Below are 22,123 nucleotides of genomic sequence, written 5' to 3'. Positions count from 1 at the left end.
AAACGTCATGACGCGCATGAAATATCTGGTGGCAGCCGCCACACTAAGCCTGTTTTTGGCGGGTTGCTCGGGGTCAAAGGAAGAAGTACCTGATAATCCGCCAAATGAAATTTACGCGACCGCTCAGCAAAAGTTGCAGGACGGTAACTGGAAACAGGCAATAACGCAATTAGAAGCGTTAGATAATCGCTACCCGTTTGGTCCGTATTCGCAGCAGGTGCAGTTGGATCTCATCTACGCTTACTATAAGAACGCCGATCTGCCGTTAGCACAGGCTGCCATCGATCGTTTTATTCGCCTTAATCCAACCCATCCGAATATCGATTATGTCATGTACATGCGTGGCCTGACCAATATGGCGCTGGATGACAGTGCGCTGCAAGGATTCTTTGGCGTTGATCGTAGCGATCGCGATCCTCAACATGCACGAGCTGCGTTTAGTGACTTTTCCAAACTGGTGCGCGGCTATCCGAACAGCCAGTACACTACGGATGCCACCAAACGTCTGGTATTCCTGAAAGATCGTCTGGCGAAATATGAATACTCCGTTGCCGAGTACTATACAGAACGTGGTGCATGGGTTGCCGTTGTTAACCGTGTAGAAGGCATGCTGCGCGACTACCCGGATACTCAGGCTACGCGTGATGCGCTGCCGCTGATGGAAAATGCATACCGTCAGATGCAGATGAATGCGCAAGCTGAAAAAGTAGCGAAGATTATCGCCACTAACAGTAGTAATTCCTGATTTATTCAGTTATTCAATCAGGCAGCCATGTGCTGCCTTTTTTTTATGCAAAAAAGTCGAAAATTAAATAACTTAGAGTCAATGTAACTGATCAACTATGGCTGGGTTTTAGTAATTCCTCAAGTAAAATTTCACCTGTTAATGCGATGACTCACAAAAAGATTTCATTGACAAAAAGTGACAAAAGAATGTGACTTAAATCACACATTTTGACATTAAGAAAGGTATGCTGGAATCACCAAGACGGGAAGACAAGAGGTAAAATTTATGACAACAGTGAACATTACCAGTAAACAAATGGAAATTACTCCGGCAATCCGCCAACATGTCGAAGACCGTCTCGCCAAACTGGATAAATGGCAAACTCATCTGATTAATCCACATATCATTCTGTCCAAAGAGCCACAAGGGTTCGTTGCTGACGCCACTATCAATACACCTAACGGCGTTCTGGTTGCCAGTGGTAAGCATGAAGATATGTACACCGCAATTAACGAATTGATCAACAAGCTGGAACGGCAGCTCAATAAACTGCAGCACAAAGGCGAAGCACGTCGTGCCGCAACATCGGTGAAAGACGCCAACTTCGTCGAAGAAGTTGAAGAAGAGTAGTCCTTTATATTGAGTGTATCGCCAACGCGCCTTCGGGCGCGTTTTTTGTTGACAGGGTGAAAACTGTGCAGGTACTGTACTGTCATTACTCAAGGAAATCAGAATGAAACAAACACCGTTCCTCTTCGCATTCTTTTTTACCTTCCCCTGAACGGGAGGCGTTTCGTCGTGTGAAACAGAATGCGAAGACGAACAATAAGGCCTCCCAAATCGGGGGGCCTTTTTTATAGATAACAAAAAAGGCAACACTATGACATCGGAAAACCCGTTACTGGCGCTGCGTGAGAAAATCAGCGCGCTGGATGAAAAATTATTAGCATTACTGGCAGAGCGACGCGAACTGGCCGTCGAGGTGGGAAAAGCCAAACTGCTCTCTCATCGCCCGGTACGTGATATTGATCGTGAACGCGATTTACTGGAAAGATTAATTACGCTCGGTAAAGCGTACCATCTGGACGCCCACTACATTACTCGCCTGTTCCAACTCATCATTGAAGATTCCGTACTGACACAGCAGGCTTTGCTCCAGCAACATCTCAATAAAATTAATCCGCACTCAGCACGCATTGCGTTTCTCGGCCCAAAAGGATCCTATTCACATCTTGCCGCTCGCCAGTACGCTGCCCGTCACTTTGAGCAATTCATTGAAAGTGGCTGCGCCAAATTTGCCGATATTTTTAATCAAGTGGAAACCGGCCAGGCCGACTATGCAGTAGTACCGATCGAAAACACCAGCTCTGGGGCCATAAACGACGTTTACGATCTGCTGCAACATACCAGTTTGTCGATTGTTGGCGAGATGACGTTAACTATCGATCATTGTTTGTTGGTCTCCGGCACTACTGATTTATCCACCATTAATACGGTCTACAGCCATCCGCAGCCATTCCAGCAATGCAGCAAATTCCTTAATCGTTATCCGCACTGGAAGATTGAATATACCGAAAGTACGTCTGCGGCAATGGAAAAGGTTGCACAGGCAAAATCACCGCATGTTGCTGCGTTGGGAAGCGAAGCTGGCGGCACTTTGTACGGTTTGCAGGTACTGGAGCATATTGAAGCGAATCAGCGACAAAACTTCACCCGATTTGTGGTGTTGGCACGTAAAGCCATTAACGTTTCTGACCAGGTTCCGGCGAAAACGACGTTGTTAATGGCGACCGGACAACAAGCTGGTGCGCTGGTTGAAGCGTTGCTGGTACTGCGCAACCACAATCTGATTATGACCCGTCTGGAATCACGCCCGATTCACGGAAACCCGTGGGAAGAGATGTTTTATCTGGATATTCAGGCCAATCTGGAATCAGCGGAAATGCAACAGGCGTTGAAAGAGCTAGGTGAAATCACTCGCTCGATGAAAGTCCTGGGCTGTTACCCAAGCGAGAATGTGGTACCAGTCGATCCGGCATAATGAAATCGTGCCGGGTGAAACACGCCACCCGGCACTGGATTATTACTGGCGACTGTCATTCGCCTGACGCAATAACACGCGGCTTTCACTCTGAAAACGCTGTGCGTAATCGCCGAACCAGTGCTCCACCTTGCGGAAACTGTCAATAAACGCCTGCTTATCGCCCTGCTCCAGCAACTCAATCGCCTCGCCGAAACGCTTATAGTAACGTTTGATTAACGCCAGATTACGCTCTGACGACATAATAATGTCGGCATACAGTTGCGGATCCTGGGCAAACAGTCGCCCAACCATCGCCAGCTCAAGGCGGTAAATCGGCGAAGAAAGCGCCAGAAGTTGCTCAAGCTGAACATTTTCTTCTGCCAGGTGCAGCCCATAAGCAAAAGTAGCAAAGTGGCGCAGAGCCTGAATAAACGCCATATTCTGATCGTGCTCGACAGCGCTAATACGATGCAGCCGAGCGCCCCAGACCTGAATTTGCTCCAGAAACCATTGGTATGCTTCCGGCTTACGTCCATCACACCAGACCACAACTTGCTTTGCCAGGCTACCGCTGTCCGGACCGAACATCGGGTGTAGCCCCAGCACCGGACCATCATGCGCCGCCAGCATGGCCTGTAATGGTCCATTTTTCACTGATGCCAGATCGACCAGAATACAATCTTTCGGTAAAGTCGGTAATTTGCCAATAACTTGTTCAGTAACGTGGATGGGCACACTAACAATCACCATTCCGGCATCGGCAACAATATCAGCCGCTCGATCCCAGTCATGTTGCTCCAGAATCCGCACCTGATAACCCGAGAGTGTCAGCATCTTCTCGAACAGGCGTCCCATCTGACCGCCACCACCAACGATAACTACCGGGCGTAACGCAGGACAAAGTGTTTTAAATCCTTTGTCGTTTTCACTGGAGTAAGATTCACGCATCACCCGACGCAAAACATCCTCAATCAGATCTGGCGGTACACCCAGAGCTTCCGCCTCTGCACGACGCGAGGCCAGCATAGATGCCTCGCGCTCCGGAACATAAATAGGCAGTCCAAAGCGGCTTTTCACCTCGCCCACTTCAGCAACCAGTTCCAGACGCTTCGCTAATAAATTCAGCAGCGCTTTATCGACTTCATCAATTTGATCGCGTAATGCGGTCAATTCAGCAACCATAATAAACCTCTTAAGCCACGCGAGCCGTCAGCTGCCCGTTCAGATCCTGATGAATTTCACGCAGCAAGGCATCGGTCATTTCCCAGCTAATGCAGGCATCGGTTACGGATACACCGTATTTCATTTCACTGCGCGGTTGCTCGGAAGACTGATTACCCTCGTGGATATTACTTTCGATCATCAGGCCAATAATTGAGCGATTACCATCTTTAATTTGAGCAACCACGGATTCTGCCACCGCAGGCTGACGGCGATAATCTTTATTGGAATTACCGTGGCTGCAATCTACCATCAGAGACGGGCGCAGTCCCGCCTGTTCCATCTCTTTTTCACATTGCGCAACATCCGCAGGGCTATAGTTCGGTGCTTTACCACCGCGCAGGATCACATGCCCGTCCGGATTTCCCTGAGTTTGTAGCAACGCAACCTGCCCTGCCTGGTTAATGCCAACAAAACGGTGCGGCTGCGCGGCGGCGCGCATAGCGTTAATTGCCGTTGCCAGACTGCCATCGGTGCCGTTTTTAAAACCAACCGGCATGGAAAGCCCGGAGGCCATTTCACGGTGAGTTTGCGATTCCGTTGTACGAGCACCAATTGCTGACCAGCTAAACAGATCGCCCAGGTATTGCGGGCTATTTGGATCTAACGCTTCCGTCGCCAGCGGTAATCCCATATCTACCAGTTCCAAAAGCAACTTACGTGCAATCTTTAATCCTGTTTCAACATCAAAGGAGCCATCCATATGTGGATCGTTAATCAACCCTTTCCAGCCAACGGTGGTACGAGGTTTTTCAAAATAGACGCGCATTACCAGATAGAGGCTATCGCTGACCTCTGCGGCAAGGACTTTAAATCGACGAGCATATTCAATTGCAGTTTCAGGATCGTGTATAGAACAAGGCCCACATACTACTAACAACCGAGGATCACGCCCGGAAATAATGTCAGAAATAGTCTGACGAGAGTGGGTGATTTGCTTTTCTTGTTCCTGGCTCAGAGGAAATTCTTGTTTGAGTTGTTCCGGTGTAATCAGTACTTGTTCGTCAACAATATGAATGTTGTTCAGCGCGTCTTTTTGCATGATGGCGATCCTGTTATTGCTCGTTTGCGATAGTTTTCCTCAAAGAGGATGAAGTAACAATAACACAAAAGGTAAAGTTTTCAATCCATATTTAGTAAATATATCTTTACGCCTGCACATTTAGCACATATACAGCCCTTATCGTTGTACCGAAATATTTACATCATCGTTATTTTTGCACTCCACTAAGATTTAAGTAAAAGCGGAGAGCATTTATGAAAATACTAGCGGGATTTGTTATTTCTCTTTTTCTTTGTGGGTGCCAGGTTGATCCTTATACCCATTCACCAACCTGGACTGGTACGGACTGGTACGATGCAGGAATGGAAGACGCTCTTGCTGGTTTTGCTGCCAAAGACAATGAAACATTGGCTCAGACATATAATGATCGGGCTGTAAATCGCTCGTATTATTTACGAGGGTACAGTGAAGGGCAGCGAAAAACGTGTGAGCCTGGATTAATGTTCGCCCGGGGGATTTCTGGTAAGACTTTTCCTGCCAGTTGTGAAAATGTTGAAAACGTCAAAGAGCTGCATGAAAAATGGCAAGCTGGAGCTGATGAAAATGCTACCTCAACCCGCTTAAATTAAATGTAATACTTCAAGTTGCATGTGCTGCGTCTGCGTTCACTCACTTCAGACATCTACTTTAGTAAGCGCCTGGGGATTCACTCACTTGTCGCCTTCCTGCAACTCAAATTATTTAGAGTATATAAGCACCATTATTAATTAATAAAAAAAGGGCCAGCCAATTGGCCAGCCCTTCTTAACAGGATGTCGCTTAAGCGAAATCTTAGTTAAGACGCTCTTTGATACGAGCAGCCTTACCAGTACGCTCACGCAGGTAGTACAGTTTAGCTTTACGAACAGCACCACGACGTTTGACAGAAATGCTGTCAACTACCGGAGAGTGAGTCTGGAAGACACGCTCAACGCCTTCGCCGTTGGAAATTTTACGAACAGTGAATGCAGAGTGCAGACCGCGGTTACGAATAGCGATAACCACGCCCTCGAATGCCTGCAGACGTTTTTTGGAACCTTCAACAACCCATACTTTCACTTCCACGGTATCACCCGGACGGAAGGAAGGTACGTCCTGCTTCATCTGCTCTTGTTCAAGTTGCTTAATAATGTTGCTCATAATTTAATCTCTTATCCTGGGTAAACTGATATCTCGGGGGCTTACGCCATCCCATCATGTTTATGTTGCTGTTGTGCGTGTTCCTTTTTGAACTCCGCCAGCAACCTTGCTTGCTCTTCAGTCAGAGCCAGGTTTTCCAGAAGTTCAGGTCTTCTAAGCCAGGTACGGCCCAGCGACTGTTTCAAACGCCAGCGACGTATCTCGGCATGGTTGCCCGACAGTAACACTGGCGGAACTTCCATCCCTTCTAACACCTCAGGCCGCGTATAGTGCGGGCAATCCAGCAATCCTTCAGCAAAGGAATCTTCCGTTGCCGAGGCTTCATGTCCCAGTACTCCCGGAATAAACCGGGAAACGGAGTCAATCAGCGTCATTGCTGGTAACTCACCACCACTGAGAACGTAATCGCCGATTGACCATTCTTCGTCAATTTCGGTTTGGATCACGCGCTCATCTATACCTTCGTAGCGACCGCACACCAGAATCAATTTTTGATTCGTTGCCAGCTCGCTGACGCCTGCTTGATCAAGCTTGCGTCCCTGTGGTGACAGATAAATCACCTTTGCGCCTTCACCCGCCGCGGCTTTTGCTGCATGAATGGCGTCCCGTAAAGGTTGCACCATCATTAACATCCCCGGTCCGCCGCCGTAAGGACGATCGTCCACGGTACGGTGCCGGTCATGCGTGAAGTCACGAGGACTCCAGCTCTGGATGCTCAGCAGGCCATTTTTAACTGCCCGGCCAGTTACCCCGTAATCGGTAATTGCGCGGAACATTTCAGGAAACAGGCTAATTATGCCAATCCACATAGCGCCGTCTTTTACCGTTTATCCGGTGGTTTAAAAACCAGGATCCCAATCTACTTCGATTGAACGAGTAGTGAGATCGACTTTCTTGATAACCTGCCCATCGAGGAACGGTACGAGACGTTCCTTGATACCAAACGCATCCTTCAGGTTTGCCTTAATGACGAGAACGTCATTGGATCCGGTTTCCATCATGTCAATGACTTTACCGAGATCGTAGCCTTCAGTGGTTACTACCTGGCAGCCCATCAGGTCTTTCCAGTAGTAGTCACCCTCTTCAAGCTGAGGCAGCTGCGATGAATCCACGACAATTTCACAATTCGTCAGCAGGTTCGCCGCATCACGATCGTCAACGCCTTTCAGCTTGATGATCATGTCCTGATTGTGGTGCTTCCAGCTTTCCAGCTGGACTTGCTGCCACTGACCCGCCTTCTGGATAAACCAGGGCTGATAGTCAAAAATGCTTTCGGCGTCTTCGGTGGAAGAAAACACTCTGAGCCACCCACGAATACCGTAAGACGAACCCATTTTTCCCAAAACGATGGGATCAACAGGTGCTTGCGCGGTGAGTTGTTTGCTCATCATGACCACCGTGACAGATTAAGCTGCTTTGTTTACTTCTTTGATCAGCGCAGCAACGCGATCAGAAATAGTTGCGCCCTGGCCAACCCAGTGAGCGATGCGATCCAGATCCAGGCGAGTGCCTTCTTCTTTTTCGCTAGCGATTGGGTTGAAGAAACCAACGCGCTCGATGAAGCGACCGTTGCGTGCATTACGGCTGTCAGCGACAACAACCTGGTAGAACGGACGCTTTTTAGCGCCGTGACGTGCTAAACGAATAGTTACCATAACATCCTCTTGTGTGAATAAAACAACCGGACCCCATCGAGGAACGGAGTCCGGTGTCATATTAAAAGCCCGAAAATTTTACTGATTTCTGGAGAAAATGCAATCAGCAGTTAATAACTCTGTCGCATAAGGTCATTTAGCGACCAGGAAATCCCGGCGGCATCATCCCCTTCATACTTCTCATCATCTTCGCCATCCCGCCCTTCTTCATTTTCTTCATCATGCGCTGCATGTCGTCGAACTGTTTCAGAAGACGGTTAACGTCCTGCACCTGCATACCGCAACCGGCAGCGATACGGCGTTTACGCGAACCTTTGATGATTTCTGGCTTAGCGCGCTCTTTCATCGTCATCGAGTTGATGATGGCTTCCATACGCACCAGCACTTTATCGTCCATCTGCGACTTGACGTTATCCGGGATCTGCCCCATGCCCGGCAGTTTGCCCATCAGGCTGGCCATGCCGCCCATATTTTTCATCTGGCGCAGTTGCTCAAGGAAGTCGTTGAGATCGAAGCCGTCACCTTTTTTCAGCTTGCTGGCTAATTTCTCTGCCTGCGCGCGGTCAACTTTGCTTTCGATATCTTCGATCAGCGACAGCACGTCGCCCATGCCGAGAATACGGGAAGCGATGCGGTCCGGATGGAACGGCTCCAGCGCCTCGGTTTTCTCGCCAACACCGAGGAACTTGATCGGTTTGCCCGTAATGTGACGAATAGAGAGCGCCGCACCGCCACGGGCATCGCCGTCGACTTTAGTCAGTACCACACCGGTCAGCGGTAACGCTTCATTGAATGCTTTTGCCGTATTGGCCGCATCCTGACCAGTCATGGCATCAACCACAAACAGGGTTTCAACCGGATTAATCGACGCATGGACTTGTTTGATCTCGTCCATCATCGCTTCGTCAACGTGCAGACGACCGGCGGTATCTACCAGCAGCACGTCGTAGAATTTCAGTTTGGCTTCTTTCAGCGCCGCGTTAACGATATCTACCGGCTTCTGACCAACATCAGAAGGGAAGAAATCAACGCCCACCTGCTCTGCCAGCGTCTCCAGCTGTTTGATTGCCGCCGGACGATAAACGTCGGCAGAAACCACCAGCACTTTTTTCTTGTGCTTCTCACGCAGGAACTTACCGAGCTTGCCCACGCTGGTTGTTTTACCGGCACCTTGCAGGCCCGCCATCAGTACCACCGCTGGCGGTTGCGCAGCCAGATTCAGGGTCTGGTTCTCTTCGCCCATCGCCGCAACCAGTTCGTTACGGACGATTTTGACGAACTCCTGCCCCGGCGTCAGGCTCTTATTAACTTCATGACCAACCGCTTTCTCTTTTACGCGATTGATAAACTCACGCACTACCGGCAGGGCGACGTCCGCCTCCAGCAGCGCCATGCGCACTTCGCGCAGCGTATCTTTTACGTTGTCTTCAGTGAGGCGTCCACGGCCACTGATATTGCGCAGCGTGCGCGACAAACGATCGGTTAAATTATCAAACATTGTCTCTCGCCTGGGGTGGAAACGGTTGGCCGCAATCGCGACACATCATCAGTATTTTGCCGCAGTATAACATGAAGGCGTCTTTGTTGTTATGCAACGGTTGGAGCAGCGTTCACCTGACGCTATACTGCTTCTCTTTCTTATTGCTCAAACTGTCGACATCACTATGCCCGTTTTTGCTCTGCTCGCGCTTGTCGCCTACTCCGTCAGTCTTGCGCTGATTGTTCCCGGTCTGCTGCAAAAAAACGGCGGCTGGCGGCGCATGGCTATTATTTCTGCGGTCATCGCGCTGGTCTGCCACGCAATCGCTCTGGAAGCCCGTATCTTGCCCGACGGTGATAGCGGACAAAACCTCAGCCTGCTGAACGTTGGTTCGCTGGTCAGTTTGATGATCTGTACGGTAATGACCATCGTGGCTTCCCGCAATCGTGGCTGGTTGCTGCTACCCATTGTCTATGCCTTTGCGCTTATCAACCTGGCGCTGGCCACCTTTATGCCCAATGAATACATCACCCATCTGGAAGCAACGCCTGGGATGCTGGTTCACATTGGCTTATCGCTCTTTTCCTATGCCACGCTGATTATCGCCGCTCTGTATGCATTACAACTGGCGTGGATTGATTACCAACTGAAGAACAAGAAGCTGGCGTTTAACCAGGAAATGCCGCCGTTGATGAGTATCGAGCGTAAAATGTTCCACATCACGCAGATTGGCGTGGTGCTGTTAACGCTCACTCTTTGCACTGGTCTCTTCTACATGCACAACTTATTTAGCATGGAAAATATCGACAAGGCCGTGCTCTCTATCGTGGCGTGGTTTGTCTATATTGTGCTGCTGTGGGGACATTATCATGAAGGATGGCGTGGACGCCGCGTCGTCTGGTTTAACGTTGCGGGTGCGGTCATTCTGACACTGGCCTACTTCGGTAGCCGAATTGTCCAGCAGTTAATCAGCTAATCCCAGAAAAGGAGTTTCCCCTGGAACACATTTCTACTACTACGTTGATCATTATTCTGATCATCATGGTGGTCATTTCAGCCTATTTTTCCGGGTCCGAAACCGGAATGATGACCCTCAACCGCTATCGTCTGCGGCATATGGCGAAACAGGGTAATCGCTCGGCCAAACGCGTCGAAAAATTGCTGCGTAAGCCAGACCGCCTGATAAGCCTGGTGTTAATCGGCAATAACCTGGTCAATATTCTTGCTTCCGCGCTCGGCACTATTGTGGGGATGCGTTTGTACGGGGATGCGGGCGTGGCAATTGCGACTGGTGTGCTTACTTTTGTCGTACTGGTTTTTGCTGAAGTATTGCCGAAAACCATTGCCGCGCTGTACCCGGAAAAAGTCGCCTATCCAAGTAGTTTTCTGCTGGCACCGCTACAAATTTTGATGATGCCGCTGGTCTGGTTGCTGAACGCTATTACCCGCATGTTAATGCGCATGATGGGCATCAAAACCGATATCGTGGTCAGTGGCTCTTTAAGCAAAGAAGAATTACGCACCATTGTGCACGAATCGCGGTCACAAATTTCCCGTCGCAATCAGGATATGCTGTTGTCGGTACTCGATCTGGAAAAAATGACTGTCGATGACATCATGGTGCCGCGCAGTGAAATTATCGGTATTGATATCAACGATGACTGGAAATCGATTCTCCGCCAACTCTCCCACTCACCTCACGGACGCATCGTGCTCTACCGTGACTCGCTGGACGATGCCATCAGTATGCTGCGTGTGCGTGAAGCCTGGCGGTTGATGTCGGAGAAAAAAGAGTTCACCAAAGAAACCATGCTACGTGCCGCGGACGAAATCTATTTTGTCCCGGAAGGTACGCCGCTCAGCACGCAGCTGGTGAAGTTTCAGCGCAACAAAAAGAAAGTCGGCCTGGTCGTCAACGAGTATGGAGATATTCAGGGGCTGGTGACGGTCGAAGATATTCTCGAAGAGATTGTTGGTGATTTCACCACGTCGATGTCGCCAACGCTCGCCGAAGAGGTCACGCCGCAAAACGACGGTTCGGTGATTATCGATGGCACTGCCAACGTGCGGGAAATCAACAAAGCCTTTAACTGGCATCTACCGGAAGATGATGCCCGCACGGTTAATGGCGTCATTCTTGAGGTACTGGAAGAAATTCCTGTCGCAGGAACTCGCGTGCGTATTGGCGAGTACGATATCGATATTCTCGATGTACAGGACAATATGATTAAGCAGGTAAAAGTTTTTCCTGTGAAACCGCTGCGTGAGAGTGTGGCGGAGTAACGAAAACGGCCCGGCATTCGCATGCTGGGCCGTGATTTATTACGAAAGCAGAAATTAAGCTTTTGCTTTCGCTACAGTAACCATCGCCGCACGAATCGTACGACCGTTCAGCGTATAACCCTTCTGCATAATGCCCAGTACGTTACCTGGCGCAACGTCATCAGATTCCACCATTGCGATGGCCTGATGCACGTTCGGGTCCAGCGGCACGTTAGTTTCGGCGATCACTTCAACGCCAAACTTACGCACAACATCCAGCATCGACTTCAGCGTCAGCTCAATACCTTCAACCATCGCGGACATATCCGGGTTAGCTTTATCAGCCACTTCCAGCGCACGATCCAGGCTATCAATCACCGGCAGCAATTCGTTGATGAATTTCTCCAGCGCGAATTTATGTGCTTTTTCGATATCCAGTTCAGTACGGCGACGCAGGTTTTCCATTTCGGCTTTTACGCGCAAAATGCCGTCACGTTCACGGATCTGGGCTTCAGCCAGCTGAGCTTCGAGATTCGCAATTTTTTCATCGCGCGGATCCACCTGCTCAGCAGAAGCTTCTGGCTCAACTGCCTCAATCTCTTCGTGCTGATCCATGATAATTTCTTCCGGGGCTTGCCCCTCAGGCGTTTTCTGTTCTTTACTACTCATGAATTTCTCCGCGTTTTTTTTCGCATTCATCTCGCTAACTTCGCTTATTATGGGGATCAGTTTCAGGGTTTCAAGGGAAGCACTCACATTGTCATCAATCTTCGCAACAAGGACCTCGGAAAAATGAATAATCATTTCAAGTGTATTGGCATTGTGGGACACCCACGGCACCCTACTGCACTGACAACACATGAAATGCTCTACCGCTGGCTGTGCACAAAAGGTTACGAGGTCATCGTTGAGCAACAAATCGCTCACGAACTGCAACTGAAGAATGTGAAAACTGGCACGCTCGCGGAGATTGGGCAACTGGCTGATCTCGCGGTAGTCGTTGGTGGCGACGGTAATATGCTGGGCGCGGCGCGCACACTCGCCCGTTACGATATTAAAGTTATTGGAATCAACCGTGGCAACCTGGGTTTCCTGACCGACCTTGACCCCGATAACGCTCAGCAACAATTAGCCGATGTGCTGGAAGGTCACTACATCAGCGAGAAACGTTTTTTGCTGGAAGCGCAAGTCTGTCAGCAAGATTGCCAAAAGCGCATCAGCACCGCGATAAATGAAGTGGTGCTTCACCCAGGAAAAGTGGCGCATATGATTGAATTCGAAGTATATATCGACGAGATATTTGCGTTTTCGCAGCGTTCCGATGGCCTGATTATTTCGACACCTACAGGCTCTACTGCCTATTCTCTCTCGGCAGGCGGTCCAATCCTGACGCCTTCTCTGGATGCAATTACCCTGGTGCCCATGTTCCCGCATACGTTGTCAGCACGACCACTGGTCATAAACAGCAGCAGCACGATCCGTCTGCGTTTTTCACATCGCCGTAACGACCTGGAAATCAGTTGCGACAGCCAGATAGCACTGCCGATTCAGGAAGGAGAAGATGTCCTGATTCGTCGCTGTGATTACCATCTGAATCTGATTCATCCGAAAGATTACAGCTATTTCAATACATTAAGCACCAAGCTCGGCTGGTCAAAAAAATTATTCTAATTTTACGCCAGCCTCTTTACTGTATATAAAACCAGTTTATACTGTACACAATAACAGTAATGGTTTTTCATACAGGAAAACAACTATGTTGGCACAACTGACCATCAGCAACTTTGCTATCGTTCGTGAGCTTGAGATTGATTTTCACAGCGGCATGACCGTAATCACCGGCGAGACTGGCGCGGGTAAATCTATTGCAATAGATGCCCTGGGCCTTTGTCTCGGCGGTCGCGCTGAAGCCGACATGGTGCGTACCGGAGCTGCTCGCGCAGATCTGTGCGCCCGTTTTTCTCTGAAAGATACACCCGCAGCACTGCGCTGGCTGGAAGAAAACCAACTGGAAGATGGCCGTGAATGCCTGCTTCGTCGCGTAATCAGTAGCGATGGTCGCTCTCGTGGTTTTATCAACGGTACAGCTGTTCCACTGTCACAACTGCGCGAACTGGGCCAGTTGCTCATTCAGATCCATGGTCAGCACGCCCATCAATTACTCACCAAACCCGAGCACCAAAAATTCCTGCTTGATGGCTATGCTAATGAAACCTCTCTGCTTCAGGAAATGACCGCACGTTATCAGTTGTGGCATCAAAGCTGCCGCGACCTCGCGCATCATCAACAGTTAAGTCAGGAACGCGCCGCTCGTGCGGAGCTGCTGCAATACCAATTAAAAGAACTTAACGAATTTAATCCGCAGCCCGGAGAGTTTGAGCAAATCGACGAAGAGTACAAACGTCTGGCGAACAGCGGTCAATTGCTGACCACCAGCCAGAATGCATTGGCATTAATGGCCGACGGTGAAGACGCAAACCTGCAAAGTCAGCTTTACACGGCTAAACAACTGGTGAGCGAATTGATTGGCATGGACAGCAAACTGTCCGGCGTACTTGATATGCTGGAAGAAGCTACCATCCAGATTGTTGAAGCCAGCGACGAACTACGCCACTACTGCGATCGTCTGGATCTCGATCCCAACCGACTGTTTGAACTTGAACAGCGCATCTCAAAACAGATTTCGCTGGCACGTAAACATCACGTCAGCCCTGAGGTATTGCCACAGTATTACCAGTCGCTACTGGAAGAACAGCAGCAACTGGACGATCAGGCCGACTCACAAGAAACGCTCGCGCTGGCGGTAACGAAACATCATCAGCAGGCACTGGAAACGGCGCGCGCGTTACACCAGCAACGCCAGCATTATGCAAATGAGTTGGCACAGCTGATCACCGACAGTATGCATGCACTCTCTATGCCGCATGGGCAGTTTACGATTGATGTTAAATTTGACGAGCATCACCTGGGCGCTGACGGCGCTGATCGTATTGAGTTTCGGGTAACCACCAACCCAGGTCAGCCAATGCAGCCTATTGCCAAAGTCGCATCTGGTGGTGAATTGTCCCGCATCGCATTGGCAATTCAGGTCATCACAGCGCGTAAAATGGAAACCCCGGCACTGATTTTTGATGAAGTGGATGTAGGGATTAGCGGTCCAACAGCGGCAGTTGTCGGCAAACTGCTGCGTCAACTCGGCGAATCAACTCAGGTGATGTGTGTTACCCACCTGCCACAAGTCGCGGGATGTGGTCATCAACACTATTTTGTCAGCAAAGAAACCGATGGTGCGATGACAGAAACGCATATGGAGTCGCTGGACAAAAAAGCGCGGTTACAAGAGCTGGCGCGCCTGCTTGGTGGCAGTGAAGTCACACGTAACACACTGGCGAATGCGAAAGAACTGCTTGCGGCGTAAACTTTTTTCCTGCTTCACGGTCAGAGTAAACAGCAAAACGCCGTAAGACCGGAAAGCAAAAGGTTTTAAAGTGATGAAAGGTCTATTATCATCGGCATATTACAGATGAGCCACGTACTGCTCGGGCCCGAAAAGGAATCAAATCACTATGCGCTGTAAAACGCTGACTGCTGCAGCAGCAGTACTATTGATGTTGACCGCAGGCTGTTCCACTCTGGAGCGAGTGGTTTACCGTCCTGACATCAACCAGGGGAACTATCTGACCGCTAACGACGTATCCAAAATACGTGTTGGCATGACGCAACAACAAGTTGCGTACGCATTGGGTACACCGCTGATGTCCGATCCATTTGGTACGAATACCTGGTTCTATGTCTTCCGCCAGCAACCAGGTCATGAAGGTGTAACGCAGCAAACGCTTACGCTGACCTTTAACAGTAGCGGGGTGTTGACCAACATTGATAACAAACCTGCGCTGAGTGGTAACTAATAATAAAGTTTCTCTCAAAGACGTTAAAAAAGGTGCTCAATGAGCACCTTTTTTCTGGTTTATTTATTCGCTGATTTTTCTGCTCGTTGTCTGCGAAGCTCTTTCGGATCGGCAATGAGAGGGCGATAAATCTCCACCCGATCGCCATCATGCACAGTATCGCTGAGTTTTGTTGGACGACTGTAAATGCCGACTTTGTTTTTAGTTAAATCAATATCGGTACGCAATTCCAGCAAGCCACTGGCGCGAATAGCTTCTTCAACCGTCGCGCCCTCCTGCAAACTTACCCGTTGCAGGTATTGCTTCTCGGGTAATGCGTAAGCCACCTCAACGGCAATTTTACCTGGCACTGTAAACCTCTTTCGCACGAACCGTAAAAGCCTGGACCATATTAGCCGCCAGCTCTTTAAACACGCGGCCAAAGGCGAGTTCAATCAACTTATTGGTAAACTCAAAATCGAGATGAAACTCGATACGACACGCCTCCTGACTTAGCGGCGTAAACTTCCAGCCACCGATCAACTTCTTGAACGGCCCATCCACCAGATTCATAAGAATACTTTGGTTACTGGTCAACTGGTTGCGGGTAGTAAACGTTTTGCTGATCCCAGCCTTAGAGACATCTACCGCCGCGGTCATCTGCCCAGGAGTGGACTCCAGAATCCGACTTCCGGTACAACCCGGCAAAAACTGAGGATAAGACTGAACGTCATTCACTAACTGATACATTTGCTCCGCGCTGTAGGGTACCAGTGCGGTCCGGCTAATCTGAGGCATAACAATTTCCATCAACAAAAATCCAACAAATAATATCATTTATCCTGCTGTAAAAAAAACGCTATCCCGACACTGGGTAACACCGGGTTCATGCTAAGATAGAGCCTTGTCCCCCGCAGGAATGATATGGGGTGTTTTCGATTTCAGATTACCGATGATTCACGACGCTTATGACGAAGAAAAAAGCACATAAACCTGGTTCAGCGACCATCGCACTTAACAAGCGCGCCCGTCACGAATACTTTATCGAAGAAGAGTTCGAAGCGGGACTTGCTCTGCAAGGCTGGGAGGTTAAATCCCTGCGCGCAGGAAAAGCCAATATCAGCGACAGCTACGTCCTTCTGCGTGACGGAGAGGCATTTCTGTTTGGCGCTAACATCACGCCAATGGCAGTGGCCTCCACGCATGTAGTGTGCGATCCTACCCGTACCCGCAAGTTGCTTCTCAACCAGCGGGAACTGGACTCATTGTACGGTCGCGTCAATCGAGAAGGCTATACCGTAGTGGCGCTCTCCCTGTACTGGAAAAATGCCTGGTGCAAAGTAAAAATCGGCGTCGCCAAAGGTAAGAAACAGCACGATAAACGTTCAGATATCAAAGAACGCGAATGGCAGGTGGATAAAGCGCGTATCATGAAAAACGCCCACCGTTAAATCTGTACTGCAGTTATTGACCCGCTCCTCTCCGCGCCTCCCTCTCCGGCGGCGCGAATGAACACCTTATTGACTATCACATCCGACACAAATGTTGCCATCCCATTGCTTAATCGAATAAAAATCAGGCTACATGGGCGCTAAAACTTTAACGATAACGCCATTGAGGCTGGTCATGGCGCTCATAAATCTGGTATACTTACTGTTACACATTGGGGCTGATTCTGGATTCGACGGGATTTGCGAAACCCAAGGTGCATGCCGAGGGGCGGTTGGCCTCGTAAAAAGCCGCAAAAAATAGTCGCAAACGACGAAAACTACGCTTTAGCAGCTTAATAACCTGCTTAGAGCCCTCTCTCCCTAGCCTCCGCTCTTAGGACGGGGATCAAGAGAGGTCAAACCCAAAAGAGATCGCGTGGAAGCCCTGCCTGGGGTTGAAGCGTTAAAACTTAATCAGGCTAGTTTGTTAGTGGCGTGTCCGTCCGCAGCTGGCAAGCGAATGTAAAGACTGACTAAGCATGTAGTACCGAGGATGTAGGAATTTCGGACGCGGGTTCAACTCCCGCCAGCTCCACCACTTGCTCTTCCGGATATGTCCGGAAAAATCCTGAAAGCCCGCATGGCACAAGCCCTGTGGGCTTTTTTGTGTCCGCAGTTGTCCGAGAATATCCCGCTAAATCCAGTGATTATTGGTATACGTTTAGGTATACGGTAAGATGTATACCTAAAAGCGTATACCAATTCTCTCTGAGGTAGGATAATCGTGTCACGTACAACACGCCCTCTTACTAACACTGAACTATCACGGGCTAAAGCAACTGCAAAGGATCTAACGCTACATGATGGTAATGGACTTTTTCTACTCGTAAAAACGAACGGTAGGAAGCTGTGGCGTTTCCGATACCAGAAACCAGTAACAAAACAACGAACCATGATTGGTTTAGGGTCTTTCCCTGCCCTTTCTCTGGCTGAAGCCAGAAACACTCGTGCTGAGTATCTTTCCTTGCTGGCCCGAGGTATTGATCCACAGATATACAGTGAGCAAGTCACTGTACAGCAACAGATTGCGGAAGATAGTATTTTTTCAAACGTTGCCTCAAAATGGTTTGCCATAAAAAGAAACAACGTAACACCTGATTACGCAAAGGATGTATGGCGCTCCTTAGAGAGAGATATTTTCCCTACTATCGGTGAAATTCCTGTTCAGAAAATAAAAGCTCGTACATTAATTGAAACCTTAGAACCAATTAAAGCTCGTGGAGCACTTGAAACTGTTCGTCGTTTGGTACAACGTATTAATGAAATTATGATTTATGCCGTTAATACTGGCTTAATTGACGCTAATCCTGCATCAGGTATTGGTATGGCATTTGAGAAACCTAAAAAGAAAAACATGCCAACACTACGACCTGAAGAATTACCGAAACTTATGTATTCTTTATCTATGTCAAATCTTTCTGTGCAGACCCGTTGTCTGATTGAATGGCAACTACTCACCCTTGTGCGCCCTTCAGAGGCTTCAGGCACTCAATGGAAGGAGATCGATTTTGATGCAAAACTCTGGAGAATTCCTGCTGAAAGGATGAAAGCTAAGCGCGAACATATTGTACCTTTATCACCTAAGGCTTTAGATATTCTTGAAGTTATGAAAACTATTAGTGCTCATCGTGAGTATGTTTTCCCAAGTAGAAATGATCCACAAAAACCCATGAATAGCCAAACTGCAAATGCCGCTTTAAAAAGGATAGGATATGGTGGAAAACTCGTTGCTCATGGTTTACGTTCTATTGCCAGCACTGCAATGAATGAAGCCGAATTTAACGCTGATGTAATAGAATCAGCCTTAGCTCATAGCGATAAGAATGAAGTCAGAAAAGCTTATAACCGTTCTACTTACTTAGAACAAAGGAAGAATTTAATGAACTGGTGGAGTTCTTTTGTTCATAAATCTTTATCCTTTTAATTTTTTCATTTGGAGAGTTTTCGATGGTTACAATGATACAAGCCGAAAATTTATTAAGAGAATTAGTAAACGAATATAGTGACAGCGCCAAGATAAGAAATGAAGCCCAGACTAGGCATCATATAATAAACAAAATAATTATTGACGTTCTTAGCTGGCCTGATGATCAAATAGAAGTTGAAAACTATCATGATCATACTTTTACAGATTATGAATTAGGAAAGCCACGGCAAGTTATTGTTGAAGCGAAAAGAGAAGGCCGGACTTTTGAAATACCAGCAGGTTTATCAAATAAGAACATAATCGACATACCAACTCTCTTAAGATCAAATGACGATTTAAAAGACGCAATTATACAGGTACAAAAATATTGTTCATCACGAGGAACACCAATTGCAATAGCCACTAATGGACATCAATTTATATCATTTATTGCAAGCACTCAAAATGGCTGTTCGCCTTTAGAGGGAAAAGCTTTAGTTTTTGACAGTTTGGATTCTTTATTACGGAACTTTTCTTTAGCATGGAATATGCTTTCATATTACGGTGTGAAAGAACAACGTTTAATTAAGTATCTTACCTCTGACATAAGTGGTATTCCAAATAAATTATCAACCTATTTATCAATGTATCCTAAAATACGCTATGCTAGTGATATACAGACCTCATTAAGACAAATATCAGAATTAATAATTCAAGATGCTCTTGAAAGCAATGAAATTGAAGAGATTTTTTACCAAAAATGCTACTGCGAAAGTGGTGCCCTTTCAAAATATGCTTTGCTAAGTAAAGAAATGCTTCAAGCCAGATATGCTGCTCTATTTAGTGACAATGAATTATCTCCACATATAACTTCTGTTAAACCTGATCGTAAAGAGCAAACTTTAGATCCAAGTATTATGGCCGAGGCTCTATCAAAGCGTCCAATTGTATTAATTGGTGATGTTGGTGTTGGTAAAACGTCATTTGTAAAAAATTTAATTTATTCAAGTGCATTCAAAGAATTTAAAGAGGCAATTTATTTATATATAGATTTAGGCTCTAAAGCAACATTAGCTAATAATCTTCAAAAATTTATATTAAATGAGATAGAGCAACAACTAGACAATAAATACTCCTGTGATATAACCGAAATGAAATTTGTTAAAGGCGTATATTCAAGAGATATTCAAAGGTTTTCAAAAGGAATCTGGGGGAGTTTACGAGATTCAAATAGAGAACGATATGAGGAAAAACAACTTGAGATGTTGGCGGAAAAATTAGATGCTAAAGATGAACATTTAAAAAACTCAATCGCTCATTTATCAAAACAAACTAAAAAGCAAGTAATTATTTGTCTAGATAATGCTGATCAACGAGATTTCGAAACGCAACAGCGAGCATTTGTTATTTCTCAGGAGTTAGCAAAAGATTGGAATGCTTTAGTATTTATATCTGTCAGACCTCAGACATTCTTTAAATCAAAAGCATCAGGTGCATTAACTGCTTATCCCCACAAGGTCTTTACAATTGCACCACCAAGGATAGATCAAGTTCTTGATAAACGACTTCAGTTTGCTCTCGAAATGTCTGAAGGAAAGATACCTCTTGAACATGCCGAATTTGTTAGAATCCATATAGACAATCTTTCTTCATTTATCAGAGTATTGCTTCAATCTCTAAGAAAAAATAAATCACTAGGAGAGTTTATTGAAAACATTACGGGAGGCAATGTAAGACAAGCGCTTAGCTTTATTACTGGTTTTATAGGCAGCCCAAATGTTGAAGCGGATAAAATAATTCGAACTTACGAAGAAGAAGGTAGATATATAATTCCTGTACATGAATTTTCTAAACAAGCTTTACTTGGTGAATATTCACACTTTGATCCAAACACATCTCTTGCCATGAATATTTTTGATGTTTCTTTTGCAGATATATCAGAACACTTTTTAGTACCATTAATAATGGCGCTATTATCAGAAAAAAAAGAGCTTCAGGACCGGGATGGATTCTGTCTAACCAAGTCCATTATAGATGAAATGCAAAGCCTTGGTTTTATTCCTGAGCAGACTGAAAATGCGCTAAGAAGAACGACAAACAAAAAATTAATAGAGACCTCACAGAGGTTTACATTTGAAGAGGACGAAACAGGTTTAATAGGAGAAATGCCAACGAAATTTAGAATCACATCTATTGGTTTGTATCATCTCAAGCGATGGATAAGTGATTTCGCCTATCTTGATGCAATGGTATTTGACACTCCTATATTTAATCCTGAAGTAGTCAATAATATGCGAGCTTCATGTGAGTCATTCAATATTGAGGATCGATATAAACGCTCCATTGCATTCAAAGATTACCTGTCAAATGCTTGGAGTAGTTTTGTAAATAAACCTAGTTATTTTGACATGAACGAATCTTTTAAAACAGGAGAGTCATCTTTCGAAAGTGTGAAACGAGTTGTTGATAATATTTTAAGTGCAAAACAATAATATACTTAAGCGCGCAGTGCTTTCCCCGCCTCGCCCGCCCGCTTTGCGGGGCGGTTTTAATGCAGTTGCACTGACACGCTCAGACCGCGCCGGGAATGGCGCGGTTTGCAGAAAATGAGGCAGGAAAACGCATGCAAAGCCATGCACCTTATCGATGCATGGCTTTTTTCAGTAAAAACGGGCGGATTTTCGGGGAGTTTTACACAGACTGATGTGATGCCAGTTGCGCACTTTTACGCGAAAAAATCATGTTCTGCGCAGGAGTGAATTTTTCACGGCTGTCATCCACCGAAGCCGCGTCAGGCCTGAATCCGATGGTCGTTAAAATGTCGCTATCCTGTGCGGAATAATTAATTTTTTCCCCCTTCGCAAGCCAGGACAGAAGGGCTTCACGCAGGGCATCTGTGGCACGCTGTATGGCACAGTTTCGGGCAATGGCCGTCAGCTCACTGTAGCCCATCAGCTCCGGTGCCAGTGTGGCCGCCAGTGCTGTGCCGTGCTGCTGCATAAAATCATTCAGCCGGTCGCGGATGCTGATGTGCTGAACGGCTTCATGCGAACGAATATAACGACCGGCAGCCTGATTCACCTGCCATTTTCTGACTTCGATAATATTGCGTAATTCGTCCAGGCGACTGACGTTTCTGCCTTCCCCGGACAGAAGCCGCAGATATTCCTGTTCGGCCGCAGCCAGCTCATTTTTGCGTTGCAGCCATGCTGCTTTGTTATTCTGACAGGTGTCAAAGGCCTGCTGTAAGGCTGTGCTTTCCATCGTTATCTCTTTCTCATCATGGTGAA

General features: G+C 47.2%; 24 protein-coding genes, 1 other RNA gene and 1 other annotated feature. Of the genes, 14 read left to right on the top strand and 11 right to left on the bottom strand.

What is annotated here, in order from left to right:
- Nucleotides 1–7: 7 nt before the first annotated feature.
- The 4 genes from bamD to pheA all read left to right on the top strand — a co-directional run bounded on the left by bamD (nucleotide 8) and on the right by pheA (nucleotide 2,768).
- Nucleotides 8–745: an outer membrane protein assembly factor BamD gene (gene bamD, locus EFER_RS02525; protein WP_000197657.1), complete on the top strand. Its 738-nt coding sequence runs from the start codon at nucleotides 8–10 to the stop codon at nucleotides 743–745.
- 267 nt (nucleotides 746–1,012) lie between these two features.
- Entirely contained in the window at nucleotides 1,013–1,357 is a 345-nt protein-coding gene (gene raiA, locus EFER_RS02515) for a ribosome-associated translation inhibitor RaiA (RefSeq protein WP_000214362.1), read from the top strand.
- Nucleotides 1,358–1,459: 102 nt separating this feature from the next.
- Nucleotides 1,460–1,585 (top strand) — a sequence feature (Phe leader region).
- Nucleotides 1,461–1,508, top strand: coding sequence for a pheA operon leader peptide PheL (gene pheL, locus EFER_RS23990; RefSeq protein ID WP_012599914.1), 48 nt, complete (start codon nucleotides 1,461–1,463; stop codon nucleotides 1,506–1,508). It overlaps the preceding feature by 48 nt.
- A gap of 22 nt (nucleotides 1,586–1,607) precedes the next feature.
- Nucleotides 1,608–2,768: a bifunctional chorismate mutase/prephenate dehydratase gene (pheA, locus tag EFER_RS02510; protein WP_000200134.1), complete on the top strand. Its 1,161-nt coding sequence runs from the start codon at nucleotides 1,608–1,610 to the stop codon at nucleotides 2,766–2,768.
- A gap of 42 nt (nucleotides 2,769–2,810) precedes the next feature.
- Here the strand turns inward: pheA and tyrA are convergent, their stop codons facing one another.
- Nucleotides 2,811–3,932, bottom strand: a complete 1,122-nt coding sequence (gene tyrA / locus EFER_RS02505) for a bifunctional chorismate mutase/prephenate dehydrogenase (RefSeq protein ID WP_000225207.1) — start codon at nucleotides 3,930–3,932, stop codon at nucleotides 2,811–2,813.
- 10 nt (nucleotides 3,933–3,942) lie between these two features.
- Nucleotides 3,943–5,013, bottom strand: coding sequence for a 3-deoxy-7-phosphoheptulonate synthase AroF (aroF, locus tag EFER_RS02500; RefSeq protein ID WP_001168024.1), 1,071 nt, complete (start codon nucleotides 5,011–5,013; stop codon nucleotides 3,943–3,945).
- 215 nt (nucleotides 5,014–5,228) lie between these two features.
- Here aroF and EFER_RS02495 point away from each other — a divergent pair, with 215 nt between their 5' ends.
- The gene (locus tag EFER_RS02495; protein WP_000696055.1) at nucleotides 5,229–5,603 is read left to right on the top strand and encodes a DUF2799 domain-containing protein; all 375 of its coding nucleotides are present in this window, start codon (nucleotides 5,229–5,231) and stop codon (nucleotides 5,601–5,603) included.
- Between the two features lie 202 nt (nucleotides 5,604–5,805).
- On the opposite strand, the gene rplS is transcribed toward EFER_RS02495, so the two are convergent.
- The 5 genes from rplS to ffh form a co-directional block, all read right to left on the bottom strand.
- On the bottom strand, nucleotides 5,806–6,153 hold the full coding sequence (gene rplS / locus EFER_RS02490) for a 50S ribosomal protein L19 (RefSeq protein ID WP_000065253.1): 348 nt from the start codon (nucleotides 6,151–6,153) through the stop codon (nucleotides 5,806–5,808).
- 41 nt (nucleotides 6,154–6,194) lie between these two features.
- On the bottom strand, nucleotides 6,195–6,962 hold the full coding sequence (gene trmD / locus EFER_RS02485; RefSeq protein ID WP_000264776.1) for a tRNA (guanosine(37)-N1)-methyltransferase TrmD: 768 nt from the start codon (nucleotides 6,960–6,962) through the stop codon (nucleotides 6,195–6,197).
- A gap of 30 nt (nucleotides 6,963–6,992) precedes the next feature.
- Entirely contained in the window at nucleotides 6,993–7,541 is a 549-nt protein-coding gene (gene rimM / locus EFER_RS02480; RefSeq protein WP_000043330.1) for a ribosome maturation factor RimM, read from the bottom strand.
- An 18-nt stretch (nucleotides 7,542–7,559) separates the two neighbouring features.
- Nucleotides 7,560–7,808 carry a 30S ribosomal protein S16 gene (rpsP, locus tag EFER_RS02475; protein ID WP_000256450.1) on the bottom strand — a complete coding sequence of 83 codons (249 nt, stop codon included), beginning with the start codon at nucleotides 7,806–7,808 and terminating at the stop codon, nucleotides 7,560–7,562.
- Nucleotides 7,809–7,944: 136 nt separating this feature from the next.
- Complete coding sequence (ffh, locus tag EFER_RS02470; protein WP_000460035.1) at nucleotides 7,945–9,306, bottom strand: signal recognition particle protein; 1,362 nt, start codon at nucleotides 9,304–9,306, stop codon at nucleotides 7,945–7,947.
- A 166-nt stretch (nucleotides 9,307–9,472) separates the two neighbouring features.
- On the opposite strand from ffh, the gene EFER_RS02465 reads away from it, so the two are divergent.
- Complete coding sequence (locus EFER_RS02465) at nucleotides 9,473–10,264, top strand: cytochrome C assembly family protein (RefSeq protein ID WP_001338897.1); 792 nt, start codon at nucleotides 9,473–9,475, stop codon at nucleotides 10,262–10,264.
- Between the two features lie 20 nt (nucleotides 10,265–10,284).
- Complete coding sequence (locus EFER_RS02460; protein ID WP_077626305.1) at nucleotides 10,285–11,571, top strand: HlyC/CorC family transporter; 1,287 nt, start codon at nucleotides 10,285–10,287, stop codon at nucleotides 11,569–11,571.
- A 54-nt stretch (nucleotides 11,572–11,625) separates the two neighbouring features.
- On the opposite strand, the gene grpE is transcribed toward EFER_RS02460, so the two are convergent.
- Nucleotides 11,626–12,219, bottom strand: coding sequence for a nucleotide exchange factor GrpE (gene grpE, locus EFER_RS02455; RefSeq protein WP_024256386.1), 594 nt, complete (start codon nucleotides 12,217–12,219; stop codon nucleotides 11,626–11,628).
- 123 nt (nucleotides 12,220–12,342) lie between these two features.
- On the opposite strand from grpE, the gene nadK reads away from it, so the two are divergent.
- The 3 genes from nadK to bamE all read left to right on the top strand — a co-directional run bounded on the left by nadK (nucleotide 12,343) and on the right by bamE (nucleotide 15,458).
- Nucleotides 12,343–13,221: an NAD(+) kinase gene (gene nadK, locus EFER_RS02450; protein WP_001059169.1), complete on the top strand. Its 879-nt coding sequence runs from the start codon at nucleotides 12,343–12,345 to the stop codon at nucleotides 13,219–13,221.
- Between the two features lie 85 nt (nucleotides 13,222–13,306).
- Nucleotides 13,307–14,968 (top strand): DNA repair protein RecN, encoded by a 1,662-nt coding sequence (recN, locus tag EFER_RS02445; RefSeq protein ID WP_000880951.1) that lies wholly within the window; start codon nucleotides 13,307–13,309, stop codon nucleotides 14,966–14,968.
- Nucleotides 14,969–15,116: 148 nt separating this feature from the next.
- On the top strand, nucleotides 15,117–15,458 hold the full coding sequence (bamE, locus tag EFER_RS02440) for an outer membrane protein assembly factor BamE (protein ID WP_001203437.1): 342 nt from the start codon (nucleotides 15,117–15,119) through the stop codon (nucleotides 15,456–15,458).
- Nucleotides 15,459–15,517: 59 nt separating this feature from the next.
- On the opposite strand, the gene EFER_RS02435 is transcribed toward bamE, so the two are convergent.
- Nucleotides 15,518–15,808, bottom strand: coding sequence for an RnfH family protein (locus EFER_RS02435; RefSeq protein ID WP_001117830.1), 291 nt, complete (start codon nucleotides 15,806–15,808; stop codon nucleotides 15,518–15,520).
- The gene (gene ratA, locus EFER_RS02430) at nucleotides 15,798–16,235 is read right to left on the bottom strand and encodes a type II toxin-antitoxin system toxin RatA (RefSeq protein WP_001300750.1); all 438 of its coding nucleotides are present in this window, start codon (nucleotides 16,233–16,235) and stop codon (nucleotides 15,798–15,800) included. The genes EFER_RS02435 and ratA overlap by 11 nt, the downstream gene beginning before the upstream one ends.
- Before the next feature lie 170 nt (nucleotides 16,236–16,405).
- On the opposite strand from ratA, the gene smpB reads away from it, so the two are divergent.
- From smpB to EFER_RS02415, 4 genes are all read left to right on the top strand, one after another.
- A complete protein-coding gene (gene smpB / locus EFER_RS02425; RefSeq protein WP_000162574.1) occupies nucleotides 16,406–16,888 on the top strand; it encodes an SsrA-binding protein SmpB in 483 nt (160 codons plus the stop codon).
- A 214-nt stretch (nucleotides 16,889–17,102) separates the two neighbouring features.
- Nucleotides 17,103–17,465: a transfer-messenger RNA gene (gene ssrA, locus EFER_RS22485) on the top strand.
- Nucleotides 17,466–17,651: 186 nt separating this feature from the next.
- A complete protein-coding gene (locus tag EFER_RS02420; RefSeq protein ID WP_012599910.1) occupies nucleotides 17,652–18,851 on the top strand; it encodes an integrase domain-containing protein in 1,200 nt (399 codons plus the stop codon).
- 23 nt (nucleotides 18,852–18,874) lie between these two features.
- Nucleotides 18,875–21,325: a P-loop NTPase family protein gene (locus EFER_RS02415; RefSeq protein ID WP_000258270.1), complete on the top strand. Its 2,451-nt coding sequence runs from the start codon at nucleotides 18,875–18,877 to the stop codon at nucleotides 21,323–21,325.
- 199 nt (nucleotides 21,326–21,524) lie between these two features.
- Here the strand turns inward: EFER_RS02415 and EFER_RS02410 are convergent, their stop codons facing one another.
- Nucleotides 21,525–22,097 (bottom strand): phage polarity suppression protein, encoded by a 573-nt coding sequence (locus EFER_RS02410; protein ID WP_000446139.1) that lies wholly within the window; start codon nucleotides 22,095–22,097, stop codon nucleotides 21,525–21,527.
- Nucleotides 22,098–22,123: the final 26 nt, after the last annotated feature.

Origin of the sequence: Escherichia fergusonii ATCC 35469 (assembly GCF_000026225.1) — a bacterium.
Lineage (GTDB): Bacteria > Pseudomonadota > Gammaproteobacteria > Enterobacterales > Enterobacteriaceae > Escherichia > Escherichia fergusonii.
This window is presented reverse-complemented; position numbering and strand designations above follow the sequence as displayed.

Coding starts and splice junctions, on each gene's coding strand:
- bamD (WP_000197657.1), top strand. CDS start 8: ATGACGCGCATGAAATATCTGGTGGCAGCCGCCACACTAAGCCTGTTT.
- raiA (WP_000214362.1), top strand. CDS start 1,013: ATGACAACAGTGAACATTACCAGTAAACAAATGGAAATTACTCCGGCA.
- pheA (WP_000200134.1), top strand. CDS start 1,608: ATGACATCGGAAAACCCGTTACTGGCGCTGCGTGAGAAAATCAGCGCG.
- tyrA (WP_000225207.1), bottom strand. CDS start 3,932: ATGGTTGCTGAATTGACCGCATTACGCGATCAAATTGATGAAGTCGAT.
- aroF (WP_001168024.1), bottom strand. CDS start 5,013: ATGCAAAAAGACGCGCTGAACAACATTCATATTGTTGACGAACAAGTA.
- EFER_RS02495 (WP_000696055.1), top strand. CDS start 5,229: ATGAAAATACTAGCGGGATTTGTTATTTCTCTTTTTCTTTGTGGGTGC.
- rplS (WP_000065253.1), bottom strand. CDS start 6,153: ATGAGCAACATTATTAAGCAACTTGAACAAGAGCAGATGAAGCAGGAC.
- trmD (WP_000264776.1), bottom strand. CDS start 6,962: ATGTGGATTGGCATAATTAGCCTGTTTCCTGAAATGTTCCGCGCAATT.
- rimM (WP_000043330.1), bottom strand. CDS start 7,541: ATGAGCAAACAACTCACCGCGCAAGCACCTGTTGATCCCATCGTTTTG.
- rpsP (WP_000256450.1), bottom strand. CDS start 7,808: ATGGTAACTATTCGTTTAGCACGTCACGGCGCTAAAAAGCGTCCGTTC.
- ffh (WP_000460035.1), bottom strand. CDS start 9,306: ATGTTTGATAATTTAACCGATCGTTTGTCGCGCACGCTGCGCAATATC.
- EFER_RS02465 (WP_001338897.1), top strand. CDS start 9,473: ATGCCCGTTTTTGCTCTGCTCGCGCTTGTCGCCTACTCCGTCAGTCTT.
- grpE (WP_024256386.1), bottom strand. CDS start 12,219: ATGAGTAGTAAAGAACAGAAAACGCCTGAGGGGCAAGCCCCGGAAGAA.
- nadK (WP_001059169.1), top strand. CDS start 12,343: ATGAATAATCATTTCAAGTGTATTGGCATTGTGGGACACCCACGGCAC.
- recN (WP_000880951.1), top strand. CDS start 13,307: ATGTTGGCACAACTGACCATCAGCAACTTTGCTATCGTTCGTGAGCTT.
- bamE (WP_001203437.1), top strand. CDS start 15,117: ATGCGCTGTAAAACGCTGACTGCTGCAGCAGCAGTACTATTGATGTTG.
- ratA (WP_001300750.1), bottom strand. CDS start 16,235: ATGCCTCAGATTAGCCGGACCGCACTGGTACCCTACAGCGCGGAGCAA.
- smpB (WP_000162574.1), top strand. CDS start 16,406: ATGACGAAGAAAAAAGCACATAAACCTGGTTCAGCGACCATCGCACTT.
- EFER_RS02415 (WP_000258270.1), top strand. CDS start 18,875: ATGGTTACAATGATACAAGCCGAAAATTTATTAAGAGAATTAGTAAAC.
- EFER_RS02410 (WP_000446139.1), bottom strand. CDS start 22,097: ATGGAAAGCACAGCCTTACAGCAGGCCTTTGACACCTGTCAGAATAAC.